This window comes from Lelliottia sp. CFBP8978 (assembly GCF_034046055.2).
In the GTDB taxonomy this organism is placed as follows: Bacteria; Pseudomonadota; Gammaproteobacteria; order Enterobacterales; family Enterobacteriaceae; genus Enterobacter.
Genome location: NZ_CM188253.1, coordinates 2,598,692 through 2,615,923, shown reverse-complemented (window position 1 = coordinate 2,615,923; position 17,232 = coordinate 2,598,692). Strand labels below are relative to the sequence as shown.

The 17,232-nt window shown below is 53.9% G+C and carries 15 protein-coding genes; 11 read left to right on the top strand and 4 right to left on the bottom strand.

The annotated features are described in order from the left end of the window. Positions 1-140: 140 nt before the first annotated feature. The 11 genes from SOM82_RS12365 (at position 141) to cheZ (ending at position 11,762) form a co-directional block, all read left to right on the top strand. A complete protein-coding gene (locus SOM82_RS12365; protein ID WP_154125805.1) occupies positions 141-710 on the top strand; it encodes a Csu type fimbrial protein in 570 nt (189 codons plus the stop codon). A gap of 14 nt (positions 711-724) precedes the next feature. Then, positions 725-1,273 (top strand): Csu type fimbrial protein, encoded by a 549-nt coding sequence (locus SOM82_RS12360; RefSeq protein WP_154125804.1) that lies wholly within the window; start codon positions 725-727, stop codon positions 1,271-1,273. A 15-nt stretch (positions 1,274-1,288) separates the two neighbouring features. Beyond that, positions 1,289-2,050: a fimbrial biogenesis chaperone gene (locus SOM82_RS12355; RefSeq protein WP_320461618.1), complete on the top strand. Its 762-nt coding sequence runs from the start codon at positions 1,289-1,291 to the stop codon at positions 2,048-2,050. Further along, complete coding sequence (locus SOM82_RS12350; RefSeq protein WP_320461617.1) at positions 2,026-4,410, top strand: fimbria/pilus outer membrane usher protein; 2,385 nt, start codon at positions 2,026-2,028, stop codon at positions 4,408-4,410. Before SOM82_RS12355 ends, SOM82_RS12350 begins: the two co-directional genes overlap by 25 nt. Next, complete coding sequence (locus SOM82_RS12345) at positions 4,407-5,372, top strand: Csu type fimbrial protein (RefSeq protein WP_320461616.1); 966 nt, start codon at positions 4,407-4,409, stop codon at positions 5,370-5,372. The genes SOM82_RS12350 and SOM82_RS12345 overlap by 4 nt, the downstream gene beginning before the upstream one ends. Positions 5,373-5,456: 84 nt before the next feature. Continuing rightward, the gene (gene tar / locus SOM82_RS12340; RefSeq protein WP_320461615.1) at positions 5,457-7,124 is read left to right on the top strand and encodes a methyl-accepting chemotaxis protein II; all 1,668 of its coding nucleotides are present in this window, start codon (positions 5,457-5,459) and stop codon (positions 7,122-7,124) included. 43 nt (positions 7,125-7,167) lie between these two features. Next, positions 7,168-8,769 (top strand): methyl-accepting chemotaxis protein IV, encoded by a 1,602-nt coding sequence (gene tap / locus SOM82_RS12335; protein WP_320461614.1) that lies wholly within the window; start codon positions 7,168-7,170, stop codon positions 8,767-8,769. Between the two features lie 19 nt (positions 8,770-8,788). Then, positions 8,789-9,655 carry a protein-glutamate O-methyltransferase CheR gene (cheR, locus tag SOM82_RS12330; protein WP_154125798.1) on the top strand — a complete coding sequence of 289 codons (867 nt, stop codon included), beginning with the start codon at positions 8,789-8,791 and terminating at the stop codon, positions 9,653-9,655. Continuing rightward, a complete protein-coding gene (locus SOM82_RS12325; protein ID WP_095282411.1) occupies positions 9,652-10,701 on the top strand; it encodes a protein-glutamate methylesterase/protein-glutamine glutaminase in 1,050 nt (349 codons plus the stop codon). The genes cheR and SOM82_RS12325 overlap by 4 nt, the downstream gene beginning before the upstream one ends. A 16-nt stretch (positions 10,702-10,717) precedes the next feature. Beyond that, positions 10,718-11,107 carry a chemotaxis response regulator CheY gene (cheY, locus tag SOM82_RS12320; RefSeq protein WP_095282410.1) on the top strand — a complete coding sequence of 130 codons (390 nt, stop codon included), beginning with the start codon at positions 10,718-10,720 and terminating at the stop codon, positions 11,105-11,107. A 10-nt stretch (positions 11,108-11,117) separates the two neighbouring features. Continuing rightward, the gene (gene cheZ, locus SOM82_RS12315) at positions 11,118-11,762 is read left to right on the top strand and encodes a protein phosphatase CheZ (RefSeq protein ID WP_154125951.1); all 645 of its coding nucleotides are present in this window, start codon (positions 11,118-11,120) and stop codon (positions 11,760-11,762) included. A gap of 44 nt (positions 11,763-11,806) precedes the next feature. Here cheZ and SOM82_RS12310 read toward each other — a convergent pair whose 3' ends face one another. The 4 genes from SOM82_RS12310 to SOM82_RS12295 form a co-directional block, all read right to left on the bottom strand. Beyond that, entirely contained in the window at positions 11,807-12,958 is a 1,152-nt protein-coding gene (locus tag SOM82_RS12310; protein WP_320461613.1) for a fimbrial protein, read from the bottom strand. A 4-nt stretch (positions 12,959-12,962) separates the two neighbouring features. Beyond that, complete coding sequence (locus SOM82_RS12305) at positions 12,963-15,503, bottom strand: fimbria/pilus outer membrane usher protein (RefSeq protein ID WP_501083525.1); 2,541 nt, start codon at positions 15,501-15,503, stop codon at positions 12,963-12,965. A gap of 8 nt (positions 15,504-15,511) precedes the next feature. Then, a complete protein-coding gene (locus SOM82_RS12300; RefSeq protein WP_320461611.1) occupies positions 15,512-16,204 on the bottom strand; it encodes a fimbrial biogenesis chaperone in 693 nt (230 codons plus the stop codon). A gap of 134 nt (positions 16,205-16,338) precedes the next feature. Beyond that, on the bottom strand, positions 16,339-16,914 hold the full coding sequence (locus tag SOM82_RS12295) for a fimbrial protein (RefSeq protein WP_320461610.1): 576 nt from the start codon (positions 16,912-16,914) through the stop codon (positions 16,339-16,341). Positions 16,915-17,232: the final 318 nt, after the last annotated feature.

Here is a 17,232-nt window from a genome sequence, read left to right as displayed (position 1 = left end):
AAACGGCCAGCTGGTTGAACCCCGATCCATAAACTAAATTCACAATGAGTATTCACTGTGAATGTTAAGTGTTGCTAACAGATTGAGTACTATCAATAAAATACGAAAAATGAAGGGCATCATTTTCTGGAGGGCTGTAAATGAAAAGTAAACTCCTTCTGATTTGTACGGGTGGTATTCTGGCATTGGCGGCACAAAATGCCATGGCGGTGACCAGTAGCGGGACAATCGGTGCAACGCTAACCCTGACCAACGGTTGCCTGATAAACGGCTCTCCGACACAAAACGGGATCAACTTCGGTAGCCTGGATTTTGGGACCCATCCCGCGACTTTTTCCACACTCACCACGCAGCTCGCCGGAGCCAGCGGGGGTAACACCTTCACCATTCAGTGTACGACGGCCAGCTACAGCGTGGCGATCACGGGCAATACCAACTCAACGGCACCGGGAACCGTGGTCGGAACGCCTGGCACGCCGGCGCGTTACCTGGTCAACACATCCAATACCGCGCAGGGCGTGGCTTATAGCCTTTTCAGCGACAGCAGCTTCAATAACATTATCGCCAATAACGCACCGCTTCCGGTGGCCTCAACGGCGGGCGGCGTAGACAGTTACACCCTGTATGGCCGAATCACCGGCGGGGGAAACAGCGTGACCGTGGTGCCGGGAACCTATACCGATACCATTAACGTTAGCGTGACCTACTGACCTAAGCGGCGGATATGATCGTTGTCATCCGATGTCTGCGACAAATCGCAGAGGGCAAACTGCGCATTTTTTTTGCCCTGATTTGCGCTCTGTGTCATGCGACGTCAACGCAGGCGGTGACCTCTCAACCCTTTCAGGTGTCGGCAACGATCGTGCCGGGTTGTTCAGTCACAGCCGGAAGCGGAGGGCTGCTCGGTACGCTGAATTTTGGCACCTTGTCAGGCGTCGCTACCGGGCAGGTCAGTACCAGTTTCGTCCCGAACGGGTCGTTATCCATCGCCTGTACGCCGGGCGTGGCCCTGAGTATGAGCATAGATGGCGGGCAACATTACGCCTCGGTGCGGCGAATGCAGCGGGCCAGCGGCACGGAGACGGTGGGCTATCGGCTCTACAGCAGCAGTTCGCTGGCGGCCAACAGTGAAATAGGGGTCAATCAGGCGGTGCCGGTGACTTATACCAATAGCAATAATATTGCGCTACCGCTTTTTGGTGTGGCGCTTTTGACGGGATTTAGCCCCGCCGGAACGTATTCAGATCAACTCACCGTGACCCTGTCATGGTGAAAAGGGAGAAGGTCGATGAAAGCATCTTATCTGCGGTATGGCGTAGTGGGGGTATGGGCCATATCGGCTGTGGCGACAGGCAGGGCCGATGCCGCGGCAACTATCTTACTGTGGCCTATCGATCCGTGGCTTTCCGCAGAGACCAAAGCCACCGAATTATGGATACAAAATCAGGGAAATCACGCGACAACCATGCAGGTGCGCATCGTGCGCTGGCGGCAGGAAAACGGCTATGAACGTTATACCGCGCAGCAGGATGTGGTTGCCAGCCCGCCGATTGTGACGATCGGTAAAGACGGAAAACAGCTGATCCGGTTGATCAAACAAAACACGATCCCGATGGGGGTTGAACAAGCCTACCGCATTATTGTCGATGAGATCCCCCAGCCCAATGATAAATCCCAGCCTGAGATCGGCCTGAAAATTCAGATGCGTTACTCCATTCCGCTGTTTGTCTACGGGCAGGGTATTCCGACCATCAAAGAAGGGGCGCATCACACGCTGGCTGATACGAAGAATTTAAGCTGGCGGGTGATTCAGGAAGAGGGCCGCTCTGCATTACAGGTGCGAAATCAAGGGGATGTCCATGTTCGCTTAAGCCAGGTGGCGATGCAACAAGGGGGGCAAACGCGCACGGTGGCTGATGGTCTGCTGGGTTACGTTCTGCCAGACAGCACCCGCAGCTGGCCTCTGCCCGCAGGGCTGCATCAACCCAACCAGATGAGTGCGCAAATTAATGCCAGGGACACGCGATGGCAGTCGGCGCCCGTCAACTGAAACCGGCGATGATAATCCTGCTTTGTATGGCGACAAGCGCGTGGGCTGAGTCCGGTGATGATAATTTACCGCCACCACCGGATGCGCAGGCGTTAGATAACGAAGCAGTATTTCAGCTCTCGGTAGTGATTAACCACTACGACACCGGACTGGTGGTCCCCGTCACGCAGCGCGACGGGACCTTTTTTATCTCCAGTGCCGATCTGCTGCGCGCCGGTTTGCCGCCAGAGCAGGTACCGACCGGTGAGGTGAATCTTTCACGACTGGCGCACGTCCGCGTGGAGTATGACAGCGCAGCTCAGCGTCTGCTGCTATCTGTACCGCGCGACTGGGTGTCGGCGCGCGTCACGCCATTCGGCGGAGAGACCACGCACAGCAAGCCCCAGTATGGTCGGGGCGCGCTGCTCAATTACGATCTTTACACCAATCACACGGAACACATTGGCGGGCAGGCGTCGCTTTGGCACGAATTCCGCTATTTCAATGAAAACGGTTCCCTCTCTTCGACGGGCTATGCCCGCAAAAGCTTTGCCGGGAATAACGGCCAGCAGGAAGGGTATGTGCGCTATGACACCACCCTGATGATGACCAACGAAGACGATGCCACGACCTGGACTCTCGGGGATGTGATCAGTGATGCGTTGAGCTGGAGCAGCAGCGTGCGCATGGGGGGCATCAGTTACGGCCGCGATTTCTCGTTACGACCAGATCTGGTGACCTGGCCGCTGCCAGAGTTTTCCGGAGAAGCGGCGGTACCGACGTCGGTGGATCTGTTTATTAACGGCTATCGTTCCGGATCCACGCAGCTACAGCCCGGTCCTTTCACCCTGACCAATCTCCCCTACATCAACGGCGCAGGCGATGCGGTGCTGATCACCACCGATGCGTTGGGTCGGCAGGTGAGTACCACCATGCCGTTTTATGTCACCAGCGACTTATTAAAAGAGGGGTTGAGCGACGGGGCCGTCACGCTGGGAAGTTTGCGTCGCAATTATGGCATCAACGATTTTGACTACGGTCCGGCGGCGGGCAGCGGATCCTGGCGCTATGGCGTGACTGACTGGCTGACGCTTGAGGGGCATGGCGAATCGGCAGAAGAGCTGGCATTGGGTGGTGCAGGTACGGTGGTAAAACTGGGCCGCTACGGTGTGGTCAACTCGTCATATACGCACAGTCGAATGAGAGGCGATGAAGGGGGGCAGGTCAACTGGGGCTATCAGTACAGTACCAGCGCTTTCAGCCTTGCCACTCAGCACTCGCGGCGCGATCGCGGATATGGCAACCTGGCGCTTTACGATCAACCCACGGTATACGATGAACACGATCAGCCGGTTGCCAGCCTCAGTCGTAATACCGACCAGTATTCGTTGACCTTTAACCTTGGGGAGTTCGGGAGTGTAGGGGCGGCATGGATTGGCGTGGAAAGTTTTGACAGCCAAAAGACCGAGCTACTGAATCTGTCATGGAGCCGCAACCTGTGGGGCAATAGCAGCATCTATCTGGCCGCCAGCCGCGATCAGCAGCGCGGTGACTGGACAATGGCGATGTCGCTGCAAATTCCGCTGGGCGAACGGGACAGCGCCGCGGTGACCTTCGAGAACACGCCGGACTCTGGCAATACGCAGCGCCTGAACTACAACCACTCGATGCCGTCGGACGGCGGGCTGAGCTGGAATATGGCATGGGCGAACCAGTCCCGGTCGCGCAATTATCAGCAGGGAACGCTGGGCTGGCGCAACAACAATATCGAAGTCCAGGGCGGGGGGTATGGCGAGCAGAACATGATGACCTGGTGGGGCGAGGCGATGGGTTCTCTTGTGCTGATGGATAACGAGCTGTTTGCCGCCAACAAAATCAACGACGCCTTTGTGGTGATCAGCACCGACGGGCATCCGGATGTGCCGGTCAATTATGAAAACCAGCCCGTCGGGAAAACCAACCGTAATGGCTATCTGCTGGTCAGCGGCGTTTCGGCCTATTACCCGGCAAGCTACAGCATCAATACCCTGAACTTACCTGCCGATACCCGCCTGAAAGAGACCGAACGACGGGTGGCGATCCGCCGTCATAGCGGTTATCTGGTGGATTTCCCGATGGAGCAGGAGCGGGTAGCCAGCGTTATTCTTCATGACCAACAGGGGCACGATATCCCGGTGGGAAGCCAGGTCAGACGCAGTTCTCAAAGCACCGCGGTGGTCGGTTATGACGGCATCGCCTGGCTTGAAAATCTCAGTGATGTTAACCCGCTGGAGGTGGTCCTGCCGGGCGGCAAGCGCTGTCATGCCACGCTGACTATCGGTGCCAATCCTGAACACAAGCTGCAAACTTTCGGCCCGCTGGTTTGTCGGGAGGGGCAATGAAGCGCCTGTGGCTGTTACTGGTGCTGCTGATGCTCTCGGGTGTCAGCCGGGCGGCGTGCACCATTAGCACGGTCAACGCCTCCTTTGGAAACGTCACCTCTTTTGCCTTAAGCGGCACGGGAGAAGTTGAAACCACCGGGACCCTGGTGGTGAGCTGCGATGCGATTCTGAATTTATTAACCAACGATTCGGTGACATTGAATTACACGGCGGCGACGGTGTCTGCCAGCAGCCGGGCCACCATGAAACGTACCGACAATGCGACGATCGCTGACGTCATCCCCACGCGGCTGTGCGGACTAAGCGGATGCTCGGGCAGCAGCGAAGTGCAAATCGCAAAAGCCTATACCTGGAGCGGCGGCACGCTGCTCAATCTGCTGGGGGCCAAGCAGTACAACATTCCGCTCTATTTTCGCACCGTTGCCGGACAAAACGTGACGGCAGGGCCGTATCAGGTGGTGTTGACCTTTAGCATCAACTACAACGTCTGTTCGGTTGGGGCGGTGGGGTTGTGTCTTACTCCGCAAACCGGTACGGCCACGACCAGCATCACGCTGAACATGAATGTGACGAATGATTGCAGCGCGATGACCACCCCCAACGTTAACTTCAACAGCGCGCCGTTGGTGCAAAATTTTCCGACCGTATCTCAGGCTATTTCGGTCACCTGCACCAAAGGCAGCGTCTATACCATCGGAATTAACAATGGTGCGAACGCCCTCAATAGCGTGCGCAGAATGGTGAGCGGCAGCAATTATATGAGCTACGACATCTATAAAGGGGCCACGACCAACCGCTGGGGCGGCAGCGGCACAGAGCGCTGGGCAAGCGCCGGCTCATCGCAAGTCAGTACCGACGGGCTACTGCGGACCTACAACTACACCGCCAAAGTCCTCACCACCCAAACCACACCTCCGGCCGGAACCTATAACGATACCCTGATTGTTGACGTTGCCTTCTGAGCTGACGCTTTTCCCTTTCGCAAATGTAAAGTTCCCGCCACCTTTGCCGATAACACCGTTAATAAATCTTAGAGAAGGTGTTGTATGTTGAACCGTATCCGCGTTGTCACAATGCTGATGATGGTGCTGGTCATTTTCGCACTTCTTCAGCTTATTTCCGGTGGGCTGTTTTTCTCATCTTTAAAACAAAACCAGGCAAGCTTTGCGGCGTCGAACGATTTACGCGTGCAGCAAAGTGAACTGACATCGACCTGGGATCTGATGCTGCAGACGCGTATCAACCTGAGCCGTTCTTCTGCCCGCATGATAATGGATCCGACCAATCAGCAAAGCAGCGCGAAAACGGATCTGCTGAAAAATGCGCGAGCCACGCTCACCGACGCCGCGAAACATTACGACGCCTTCAAAAAGATAACGCCGCTGCCCGCGATGGAGCAGGCGAGTCAGAATATTGATGAAAAATACAAAAACTACGCTGCCGGGCTGAATGAGCTTATCCAGTTCCTGGAGAGTGGCAACATGGATGCCTATTTCGCCCAGCCGACGCAGGGGATGCAAAATGCCCTCGGGGCGGCACTGAGCGAATACGCCAAAGCCAGCAGCGAGCAGTATCACGCCGCCTTTACTGAAAGCCAGAACGACTACCGCTTCGCCAAATGGCAAATGGCGATTCTGGCGCTGGCGCTGGTGATTGTGCTGATCGGCGTCTGGTATGGCATCCGCCATATCCTGCTGAATCCACTGGGTCGGGTCATCGCGCATATTCGTGAAATTGCCAGCGGCGATTTGACGAAAACGCTGACGATTTCCGGGCGCAATGAGATCACCGAGCTGGCCAGCACCGTTGATCATATGCAGCGTTCGCTGACGGAGACGGTGGCCAATGTACGTCAGGGTTCCGATGCGATCTATACCGGGACCAGCGAAATTGCCATGGGTAACAACGATCTCTCGTCCCGTACCGAGCAGCAGGCCTCCGCTCTGGAAGAGACGGCTGCCAGTATGGAAGAGCTGACCGCCACCGTGAAGCAAAACGCCGACAACGCCCGTCAGGCGGCGCATCTGGCTGACAGCGCGTCGGAAACGGCACAGCGTGGCGGCAAAGTGGTGGACGGCGTGGTGAAAACGATGCATGAGATCGCCGGCAGTTCGAAAAAGATCGCAGACATTATCAGCGTGATCGACGGTATTGCCTTCCAGACTAACATTCTGGCGCTGAATGCCGCCGTCGAAGCGGCGCGTGCGGGAGAGCAGGGGCGGGGTTTTGCGGTGGTCGCCGGTGAAGTCCGCAATCTCGCCAGCCGCAGCGCAAACGCGGCAAAAGAGATCAAAGCGCTCATTGAAGATTCTGTCGCTCGCGTGGATACCGGCTCAGTGCTGGTTGAAAGCGCGGGCGAAACCATGACTGACATCGTCAATGCGGTCACGCGCGTGACCGATATTATGGGCGAAATCGCCTCTGCTTCCGATGAGCAGAGTCGCGGTATCGACCAGGTCGCGCTGGCGGTCTCGGAAATGGATCGCGTCACACAACAAAACGCCGCGCTGGTGCAGGAGTCCGCTGCTGCGGCGGCTGCACTGGAAGACCAGGCGAGCCGTCTGAAGATGGCCGTCTCGGCGTTTCAACTTACCTCTAAGCCTGTAAATACGGCGACGTCCCGCGCAATGTCAGCCGGGACCTCGCCTGCCGCAAGGATAAGTCATACCCGCGCGACGGCAGCCGGACAAGATGAAAACTGGGAAACATTTTGATTGAAATTTAACCGCGGCTGCTTGCCGCAAGATGGGAGCGTGGATGTTAAATCGTATTCGTATCTCGACCACACTGTTTTTGATTCTGATCCTTTGCGGTGTGTTGCAGGTTGGCAGTAACGGGTTGTCTTTCTGGGCTTTTCGCGATGGATATCAGAATTTACAGGAAGTTGAGACGAGTAATCAGCAACGCTCCTCGCTCGCGCAAACTCGCGCGGTGCTGTTACAGGCCAGTACCGCGCTGAATAAGGCGGGCACATTGACGGCGTTGAGTTATCCGCCCGATGACATCAAGGCTTTGATGGTCACCGCGCGTGACAGCCTGAAGCAGGCTGACGCCCAGTTTACCGCTTTTGCCGCGCAGGAAGCGGTGAGTGAGAAAGGCAAAACCCTGAAAGCTGAAATGCAAAAGGGCTATAGCCAGTGGCACAGCGATCTGGAGCATCAGGCCACCTGGCTTGAAAACAACCAGCTCTCCGATTTTTTGACCGCGCCGGTGCAGGATTCGCAGGCCGCGTTCGATAAGAGCTTTAACACCTGGCAGCAGGATATCAACAGCTTTGTGGAAAGCGCGAGGAGCGACAGCCGTACCAGCTATCACATGTCGGGGGTGATTTTTGCCACCATGGTGATTCTGGCGGCTCTGCTGACCGGTGCGGCGCTGCTGTGGTCTCGCAAGATGATCGTGCTTCCGCTGGCGATTATCAGCAGCCATTTTGAAAGCATTGCCAAAGGCAATCTGGCCCGCCCGGTGGCGGTATATGGCAAAAACGAAATTTCAGCGATTTTTGCCAGCCTTAAAGCCATGCAGGCTTCACTGCGTGAAACGGTGACCGACGTGCGCCAGGGCAGCTACGCCATGCATACCGGTATTTCAGAGATCGCGGCGGGGAACAACGATTTATCATCTCGCACGGAGCAGCAGGCAGCATCGCTGGCACAAACGGCGGCCAGCATGGAAGAGCTGACTGCAACCGTGAGTCAGAACGCCGATAACGCCCGTCAGGCGTCGGATCTGGCGAAGCAGGCCGCGCTGACCGCCAAAAAAGGCGGCGATCAGGCGTCACATGTTGCCAGCACCATGCAGCAGATTGCCACCAGTTCGCAGAAAATTGGCGACATTATTAGCGTGATTGACGGAATTGCTTTCCAGACCAATATTCTGGCCCTGAACGCCGCCGTCGAAGCCGCGCGCGCCGGAGAACAAGGGCGCGGTTTTGCGGTGGTGGCGGGTGAGGTGCGTAATCTCGCCAGCCGCAGCGCCAACGCAGCGAAAGAGATCAAAGGGTTGATCGAAGAGTCGGTCTCCCGCGTGCAGCAGGGTTCGGAACTTGTCGACACCGCTGCGCATACCATGACGGAGATTGTCACTTCGGTGACCCGCGTTAACGACATTATGGGCGAAATTGCTTCCGCCTCGGACGAACAGCGTCGCGGAATTGAGCAGGTTGCTCAGGCCGTGACGCAGATGGATCAGGTAACGCAACAGAACGCTTCTCTGGTTGAAGAAGCGGCGGCCGCTACCGACCAGCTCGCCAGCCAGGCAGACCATCTGACCAGTCTGGTTGCGGTATTTAATGTTAAAGAGCACGTCGAAAAAGTAGCAGAAGTCGGGCGGTCACAGGCCGTGCCAGTTGTATCCTGAAAGTGATTAAGAAGGCGCTATGACAACACCACAGCCTCCGGGCCAAACGTCATTACTGATGCAAATGACACAGCGCCTCGCGCTGTCCGACGCGCATTTTCGTCGGATATGTCAGTTAATTTACCAGCGAGCCGGGATTGTCCTTGCCGATCATAAGCGAGACATGGTTTACAACCGCCTGGTTCGGCGCTTACGCACCCTTGAGCTTGATGACTTTGGTCGTTATCTGGGCATGCTGGAGGCCAATCCAAACAGTGCGGAATGGCAGGCTTTTATCAACTCGCTGACGACTAACCTGACGGCGTTTTTTCGGGAAGGCCACCATTTCCCGGTCCTGGCGGAACACGCGCGTCGTCGCAGTGGCGAATATCGTGTCTGGAGCGCGGCGGCATCCACAGGGGAAGAGCCTTATTCACTGGCGATTACCCTTGCCGACACGTTGGGAATGGCTCCCGGACGCTGGAAAGTGTATGCCAGCGATATTGATACGGAGGTTCTGGAGAAAGCGCGAAACGGCGTTTATCGCCAGGATGAGCTAAAAACGCTGTCCCCTCAGCAGCTGCAGCGCTACTTCATGCGCGGTACCGGCCCGCACGAAGGGCTGGTTCGTGTCCGGCAGGAGCTGGCCAACTGCGTGGAATTTGCCCCAGTGAATCTGCTGGACAAGCAGTACAACGTGCCGGGTCCTTTTGATGCGATTTTTTGTCGTAACGTAATGATTTATTTTGACAAAACGACGCAGCAGGAGATTCTGCGCCGTTTCGCCCCATTGCTTAAGCCTGATGGCTTATTGTTTGCCGGGCACTCGGAGAACTTCAGCAACCTCGCCCGCGAATTCAGTCTGCGCGGACAGACGGTTTATGCGCTGAGTAAGGAAAAAGCATGAGTAAGATCAGGGTGTTGTCTGTCGATGATTCAGCGCTGATGCGTCAAATCATGACTGAGATTATCAATAGTCATAGCGATATGGAAATGGTGGCTACAGCGCCTGATCCGCTCGTCGCGCGGGATTTAATTAAAAAATATAACCCCGATGTGCTGACGCTTGACGTCGAGATGCCGAGGATGGACGGCATTGATTTCCTTGAGAAATTAATGCGTCTGCGTCCTATGCCAGTGGTGATGGTGTCGTCCCTGACCGGTAAAGGTTCAGAGATTACGCTGCGGGCGCTGGAGCTGGGGGCGGTGGATTTTGTCACCAAACCCCAGTTGGGCATTCGCGAAGGGATGCTGGCGTACAGCGAGATGATCGCGGAGAAGATCCGCACGGCATCGCGCGCAAAACTGGCTGCACATAAACCTGCAGGTGTTCCCGTCACGCTGAAGGCCGGGCCGCTTCTTAGCTCGGAGAAACTGCTGGTGATCGGTGCGTCAACCGGGGGAACAGAGGCAATTCGCCATGTACTCCAGCCATTGCCGCTCTCAAGCCCCGGTATCCTTATTACCCAGCATATGCCACCGGGGTTTACCCGTTCGTTTGCTGAGCGTTTGAATAAGCTGTGTCAAATCAGTGTGAAAGAAGCGGAAGACGGGGAGCGTGTTCTGCCCGGGCATGCGTATATTGCGCCCGGGGACAAGCACATGGAACTGGCGCGCAGTGGCGCGAACTATCAAATCAAAATTCATGACGGCCCGCCGGTTAACCGGCACCGTCCGTCTGTGGATGTGCTGTTTCATTCGGTGGCCAAACATGCGGGGCGCAACGCCGTTGGGGTGATCCTCACGGGGATGGGCAACGATGGTGCCGCCGGAATGCTTGCGATGCACCAGGCTGGCGCCTGGACGATTGCGCAGAATGAAGCAAGTTGTGTGGTGTTCGGCATGCCGCGCGAGGCCATCAATATGGGTGGCGTGAGCGAAGTGGTCGATCTTAGTCAGGTAAGCCAGCAAATGCTGGCAAAAATCAGTGCCGGACAGGCAATACGTATTTAAAGAGGAGTAGTTTTTTATGGCGGACAAAGAGCTCAGATTTCTGGTTGTGGATGACTTTTCCACCATGCGTCGCATTGTGCGCAACCTGCTAAAAGAGCTGGGATTTAACAACGTTGAAGAAGCGGAAGATGGTGTCGATGCGTTGAATAAACTCCAGGCAGGTGGATTTGGTTTTGTCATCTCTGACTGGAACATGCCGAACATGGACGGTCTGGAGCTGCTGAAAACCATTCGCGCTGACGGCAACATGTCTTCTCTGCCGGTTCTGATGGTGACTGCAGAAGCGAAGAAAGAGAATATTATTGCCGCAGCACAGGCGGGCGCGAGCGGGTATGTGGTGAAACCATTTACTGCCGCGACTCTGGAAGAGAAGCTCGGCAAAATCTTCGAGAAACTCGGCATGTGAGGATGGCATGATGATTCAACCTTCTATAAAACCCGCGGATGAGCATTCAGCCAGCGAAATCATAGCCCGGATCGGGAGCCTGACGCGCATGCTGCGCGACAGCCTGCGCGAGCTGGGCCTGGATCAGGCCATTGCTGAAGCCGCTGAAGCGATCCCTGATGCCCGCGATCGTCTGGACTACGTGGTACAGATGACTGCACAGGCCGCAGAGCGTGCGCTGAACAGCGTTGAAGCGTCTCAGCCGCATCAGGATGAGATGGAAAAAGGCGCTAAAGCACTGAGCAAGCGCTGGGATGAGTGGTTCGAAAATCCGATTGAACTCTCTGATGCGCGTGAGCTGGTCACCGATACTCGTCAGTACCTGGGCGATGTTCCAGGGCACACCAGCTTCACGAATGCTCAGCTGCTGGACATTATGATGGCGCAGGATTTCCAGGACCTGACAGGCCAGGTTATCAAGCGCATGATGGATGTGATTCAGGAAATTGAGCGCCAGCTGTTGATGGTGCTCCTGGAAAACATGCCGGAACCAGCGGCGCGTCCGAAGCGCGAGAATGAAAGCCTGCTTAATGGCCCGCAGCTCGATACCACCAAGGCGGGCGTAGTAGCCAGCCAGGATCAGGTGGACGATCTGCTGGACAGCCTCGGCTTCTAATCGCACGGTTTATTCTCAGGCTGCCCGCGCAGCCTGAGAATAACTTATCGCAAATCCATTTTTACGGTGACGTTGCCTTCAAATTTCCCAGGCTCTGGCGTCTCGTTGCTGGTACTCACCGGCGCGGCTTTGATTTGCACGGACCCATTTCCCTGTTCATCCATCTTTACCGGGAACTCATAACTGCCGTCGAGCGCAACGTTGTCGTTATTCTCCGTGTAAACCCTGACCCCGATATCGTCTCTGCCGAGCATTTTAGCGATCAATGGGTCGCTGCTATCCACCACACCCTGATCGGCGCTCAGCGTTAGCTTGATTCGGTCATTATTCCCGACGGCGTTATCGTCACAGTGGTAGCTGATATCCACATTTTTCAGCCCATATCCCGTGGGGGCTTGTCCCTTACTGACAAACTGTTTGCTGACGATATTCCCAAGGTCAACTTCAATGGTACTGCCTTCGTTAATGGTACAGCTCAGCGGAGCAGACAGCGATCCACTCAGCCAGATGTTTGAGACCAGCTGGGCACTGCCGACATCACAGCTGCCTGAGTTAAAATAGAGACAGGCGTAATTTTGGACCACCAGTGTTGGGGGGATGACTTCTTTACCCAGAATTGGTTTCTTGATGTGAAAAGTTGCGCCAATCACATTCCATCGGAACGTGCGTTTTGGTGGCGGAGACGTTTCCGGGCGTGTGCTTTCGCTGCACACACTGGCACTTCCTTCCGTTGATTTAATATTCTCAATCTGCTTCGACATCGAGGAAAGCTGTGTCGGATATTGATTAATACTGAGACCTAACAGGCCCTCGCCATCAGGAGAATGGATCGCGTCACTATACCCCTGAACGTCAATATCCAGTTTATCAGTCAGATAACCGTACCCATTGGCCCCGGCACTAAGCGGACTGCCTGCCAGCGTTAACTCTGTGATTGGTGTGGACTCCAGAAGGGTGGAGGGACAATTGCAGTTGGCTTCCATGGTTGTACCTTCACCGACCAAATGTTCAGGCACATCAACATCATGGTTGGCCAGATTCTCGCTGGCATTGAGCTCGCGGTCATAATTGATATGATAATCCTGAGGCGCTGCAAAACAGTCATGCAGTATCGTGGCAGCCTGTACCGAAAGAGGAGTGGACAGAGAAAGAAATACCCACCCAAGTCGTAAAAGGGATTTGAAGTTAATAGACATGTTGTTATTCCTGCTGACAAAGGGCAGTGACGGTGCGGATACCCATCAGATTTGACGTTTGCTCAGAAGCGTTAAGAGATACCCTGGCGCTACACTGTTGATCCTGCGCATTACCCCATTTCACGCTCAACTGAACGGTATCTGATACCCCTGCCAGATAGAGTGTACCGGTATCGTCGACGATGCCGCTGATGACCGGCGAAAGTGCGGTGGCCATGGCGCCAAAGGGCACAACCTTGCCATCAGGTCGGGTCAGTTTAATCAGTACGCGATAACCGACGTGGGCATCAAAATTTGCAACAACAGCAGCATTACGTGATGGAATGACCGTCACAGCCGTTTCGCTGGTATCGACATCTTCAGGCAGGCTGGTGGTATCAACCCGAATGCTGTTTTCCTGGTAAGGACTGAGAGACGGAATGACCGCATTTCCCTGCCAGTCGGTTTGAATTCCCCGCTGGTTCTGGAAACGAACGCCGGCTGCATGGTTGGCATTGACAATGGCAAACTGGCTACCCAGCGGTTGTGCGAGAGTGATGCCGTGTGGATGCGCCACCAACGCACCGCTAACGCCATAGGTGAGCTGCCGGGAGTTGTCAGAGGAGTAGTAATAACCCGCATTCATATTGGCATACTGCGAGCGATAGGTGCCATAGACACTGCTGGTATCATCGCCATCATGGTTCGAATGACTTTGCTGTAATGAATAGCTCATGCGTTCGTCATCGAGTAACGTGCCGTTTAACCCCAGGTTTTGTTGCGTATAGCCATGTCTTGTATTGCTTAGACTGTAGCTGGTCCAGGCGCGCGGTAGCCATTTGCTTAACGGCATGCTAAACCCGAAGGAGGCCATCTGATCGCTCTCTTCTTCGTTGGTTTTACTGTAGGTATAAGCCACGTGAAGGCTGATGCCATCCACAACGGTATTCAGGCCCGCAGAGACACTGCGTTCTTTTTGCGACGTGTGCCAGTAGTCCTGTTGGTAGCCATTAATGTAAAAACTGGCGCCGGAAAGATTCTGACTAATGCTGGCCTGAATGCGGTTACGCTTGTTGTAATTAAACATAAAATCATCTTCATGATGATCGTACTTCTGATTAGCATCCGCAAAGCTATAGTAACCGCTGGTGGAGTAGCGATAGCTTGCAAGGGTGAAATTGGTCTGCGTGGTATCGATTTCACCGGAATAGAGCAGGCGGTAAGACTGCCCAGTGCTTTGCGTGTCATTATCAAGCTGCGTTTTAGCGGCGGTGACATCCGCAGAGATCGTGCCAAGCGCGCCCAGAGCGATACCGGCCCCCGTATTCACTGCCTGATAATCATCGGAAGCGGTCACACCGCCAAAGAGCGTCATGTAATTGTTCATACCGTAGATGAGGCTGCCCTGAGTAAAAAGCGGCTCATTCTGGTTGCTTCCGCTGTCGGCGCGATAGCGTGCCGCAGTGAACTCATACTTCATATGATCAGGACGCTGCATAACGGCGATACTGGAATAGGGCTGGGTGAAACGGTGTTCGCTGCCGTCGGCCTCTTTGATGGTGACGTCAAGATCGCCACTATTGGTGGTGGAGTAGAGATCTTTTATCTCGAAAGCGCCGGGGGCGACATTCTGTTGATAGATAAGATAACCATTCTGGCGTACCGACACCTCGGCGTTTGAGCTGGCAATGCCGCGGATAATGGGCGCAAAGCCGCGCTGGCTGTAGGGCAGCATCTCTTCATCAGAGGCAATGTTGACCCCACGGTACTGCAGGCTGTCAAACACCTCTCCCTTGGTGCTGTTTTCACCGCCGGTGAACTGGGCCTTCAGGGTATCCAGATCGTGCTGCACATACGTATTAATGGTCTCCCATTTGTCAGCATCATCCGTTTTACTCCACGTCGAATAGTTGCGTACGCGCCAGCCGCCCAGGTTAGCGCCGCTTCGAATATTCAGATATTGATTATCTGTAGTGTTGTGTTCACTGTCCTCATTTTGAGAGCCGGAAAACGTGTAATCGGTGAACAGCACCGAAACGCCATCGTCCCAGCGTGAGGGGGCAATATAGTCCCTGCCGTTAGCAGCAATAGCGGCCTGCGGTATGCTCAGATGCAGCGTCATGGCGGAGAAATCAAGCGTTGCAGAGGCCAGCGGGATGTAATCGCCCAGCGGGTTTGTCAGTGTTGTCGCGCCATTCAGCGCGGAAAGCTTCGGGTATTTATCAACATCAACGCCCCATTTTCGCAGCATATCCGGCGTTAATTGCGGTACCAGTTCGCCGCTTTTTGCGCTCAGGTAGGTAATGCTGGCGTCATCCACTCGGTTTTCATTGATCTTGATTTTTGAGGGATAGACGCCGGGCAGCTGGGTATTGGCGTGCGAGAAAAGTGAAAGATCGATATCCTGTTGGGTCAGCGTATCACCTTCCAGTGCGGATGGGGCAAAGTGGTATTCACGGGCACTGGCACCCGATGAGGTCACTAATAAAACACTTCCCAGGCAACGCACGAGTGACTTAATGCGCCATTGGCGCTGGCGGGACTGACGAGCCATTCCATTAGCCATTGATTGTTCTACCCCTGAGTCAGTGGTGCGGTATATTTTTCGGAGGCGTTGCCGTAATCCGTGATGCATCGCCAGCTGACATTCGATCCTGAAGCCGTCCCGGTGACAGGGACCTGAACGCTGGACAGCGGGCTAACCATGTCTGCTTTATCAAGCTTTGTTGTACCCAGTTGCAGGCTGTCGAAAGTGATGTGGAACGGACCATCATTGGTCACAGTCAACTGTTTACCATTAAGGGAGAAGCGTAGATTTTTGCATGTCTCTTCAGGCGTCCCTTTAAGGTCTTTTGGTCGCCAGAAAAGCTTTATACGGGTCTTATAGATCAGACGTAACACGTTCTTATCGTCGTCCTCATTCGCTGTTGCGGGGATGGTTCGAACGTTCATATAAAACAGCGATTCTTTGTTTTCAGGCAACGCGGTTCCATTCCAGGCGATCCTCAGACTTTGTTCTTTTTGTGGCTCAAGGCGAAACAGCGGTGGCGTAACGATGAAAGGTCCACGTGTTTTACCGTCACCTGTATCCGTCCAGGACTGTATAAGCCAGGGAAGGGTGGTTTCTTTATTGATCAGGGGCAGCGAAATCTCCTTTTTCCCGGCGTCATAGATGATTCGCGTACGCCCAACCTGAATACCAGCGGCATGACTAAGTGATGTAAAAATAACAGGCATCAACAATATGGCTAGCGAGTGAATACGCATGGTAAAACGTGTCCTGATAGAGAAAATACAAACATAAATAGTGTTTTTGAACCGTCTTGAGTTTTTTAAATGCCCACTCGAGTCAATAATTCTCAAATGAGTTATTAGTTTCAAGAATGGGCATGTATTAATTATTAACGATAAATAATGTTGACGGTCATATCCGCATCAGCAGGACCGGCAGTCACCGTTTCCGCGAAGGATTTATATCGCGCATTGAAATCAGCTTTAATTTGATCCCCTTCTTTTGTCGGCAGTTCAATAGAGACCTGGTCTTCCGAACCATCCATCTTGATTAACGTTGTATCCTTTCCCTCAGGGCTCACAGCGATACCCACGCCCGTTGCTGCCGTAGTACCCGCCGTGGTGATTGTGCTGACATCCAGCAGGTTGGTTGCTCCGGTAAGCGTCGTTGTACCGTTAAACGTTAATTGCACCGAAGGCAGGCCATCGCTTTTCAATGGGCAATCTTTCAGCGTAATGGAGAAAGGATTTAACGTGGATTCTGTACCGACTGCTTTGAATGATGTAGTTGTATAGGTTCCCAGTGGAACCGTGCTGTCCGTACCATCATCACCAGCAATTGTGCAACTTGGTTCGATAATTTCACCGGTAAAATGAATAGTGCCTGCGTTCATTTCTGCGGCGTATGTATTAAGAGCGGAAAACGTAATTAAAGTGCCTAAAATAATTTTGCTTCTGATATTCATACTAAGTTCCCTTCTGATGAAATCCATTGATAGAATGTATAAAGAGATGTGGATGAGTTATTTCATGCCAATAGCGAGTATACAATGTTATTTATTTAACGCGCCAGCGAGGAATTTGCAATGGTAATTATCATGTTTTTTATATAATATATTTTATATGTATTTGTTGATATTCAATAGTTGAATGAATAATGACGGGAAAATGTTAAATGTCGTGGTTGAGATACATGTTTTGACATTTAATTATTTGTTATGTTGCAATTTTCAGATGGACTTTATAACTTGTTGTGTTGATTTATTCACCAAAATATAAAACTA

Excerpts from the sequence above, each read along its gene's own strand:
- SOM82_RS12365 (WP_154125805.1), top strand. The coding sequence starts at position 141 with ATGAAAAGTAAACTCCTTCTGATTTGTACGGGTGGTATTCTGGCATTG.
- SOM82_RS12360 (WP_154125804.1), top strand. The coding sequence starts at position 725 with ATGATCGTTGTCATCCGATGTCTGCGACAAATCGCAGAGGGCAAACTG.
- SOM82_RS12355 (WP_320461618.1), top strand. The coding sequence starts at position 1,289 with ATGAAAGCATCTTATCTGCGGTATGGCGTAGTGGGGGTATGGGCCATA.
- SOM82_RS12350 (WP_320461617.1), top strand. The coding sequence starts at position 2,026 with ATGGCAGTCGGCGCCCGTCAACTGAAACCGGCGATGATAATCCTGCTT.
- SOM82_RS12345 (WP_320461616.1), top strand. The coding sequence starts at position 4,407 with ATGAAGCGCCTGTGGCTGTTACTGGTGCTGCTGATGCTCTCGGGTGTC.
- tar (WP_320461615.1), top strand. The coding sequence starts at position 5,457 with ATGTTGAACCGTATCCGCGTTGTCACAATGCTGATGATGGTGCTGGTC.
- tap (WP_320461614.1), top strand. The coding sequence starts at position 7,168 with ATGTTAAATCGTATTCGTATCTCGACCACACTGTTTTTGATTCTGATC.
- cheR (WP_154125798.1), top strand. The coding sequence starts at position 8,789 with ATGACAACACCACAGCCTCCGGGCCAAACGTCATTACTGATGCAAATG.
- SOM82_RS12325 (WP_095282411.1), top strand. The coding sequence starts at position 9,652 with ATGAGTAAGATCAGGGTGTTGTCTGTCGATGATTCAGCGCTGATGCGT.
- cheY (WP_095282410.1), top strand. The coding sequence starts at position 10,718 with ATGGCGGACAAAGAGCTCAGATTTCTGGTTGTGGATGACTTTTCCACC.
- cheZ (WP_154125951.1), top strand. The coding sequence starts at position 11,118 with ATGATTCAACCTTCTATAAAACCCGCGGATGAGCATTCAGCCAGCGAA.
- SOM82_RS12310 (WP_320461613.1), bottom strand. The coding sequence starts at position 12,958 with ATGTCTATTAACTTCAAATCCCTTTTACGACTTGGGTGGGTATTTCTT.
- SOM82_RS12305 (WP_501083525.1), bottom strand. The coding sequence starts at position 15,503 with ATGGCTAATGGAATGGCTCGTCAGTCCCGCCAGCGCCAATGGCGCATT.
- SOM82_RS12300 (WP_320461611.1), bottom strand. The coding sequence starts at position 16,204 with ATGCGTATTCACTCGCTAGCCATATTGTTGATGCCTGTTATTTTTACA.
- SOM82_RS12295 (WP_320461610.1), bottom strand. The coding sequence starts at position 16,914 with ATGAATATCAGAAGCAAAATTATTTTAGGCACTTTAATTACGTTTTCC.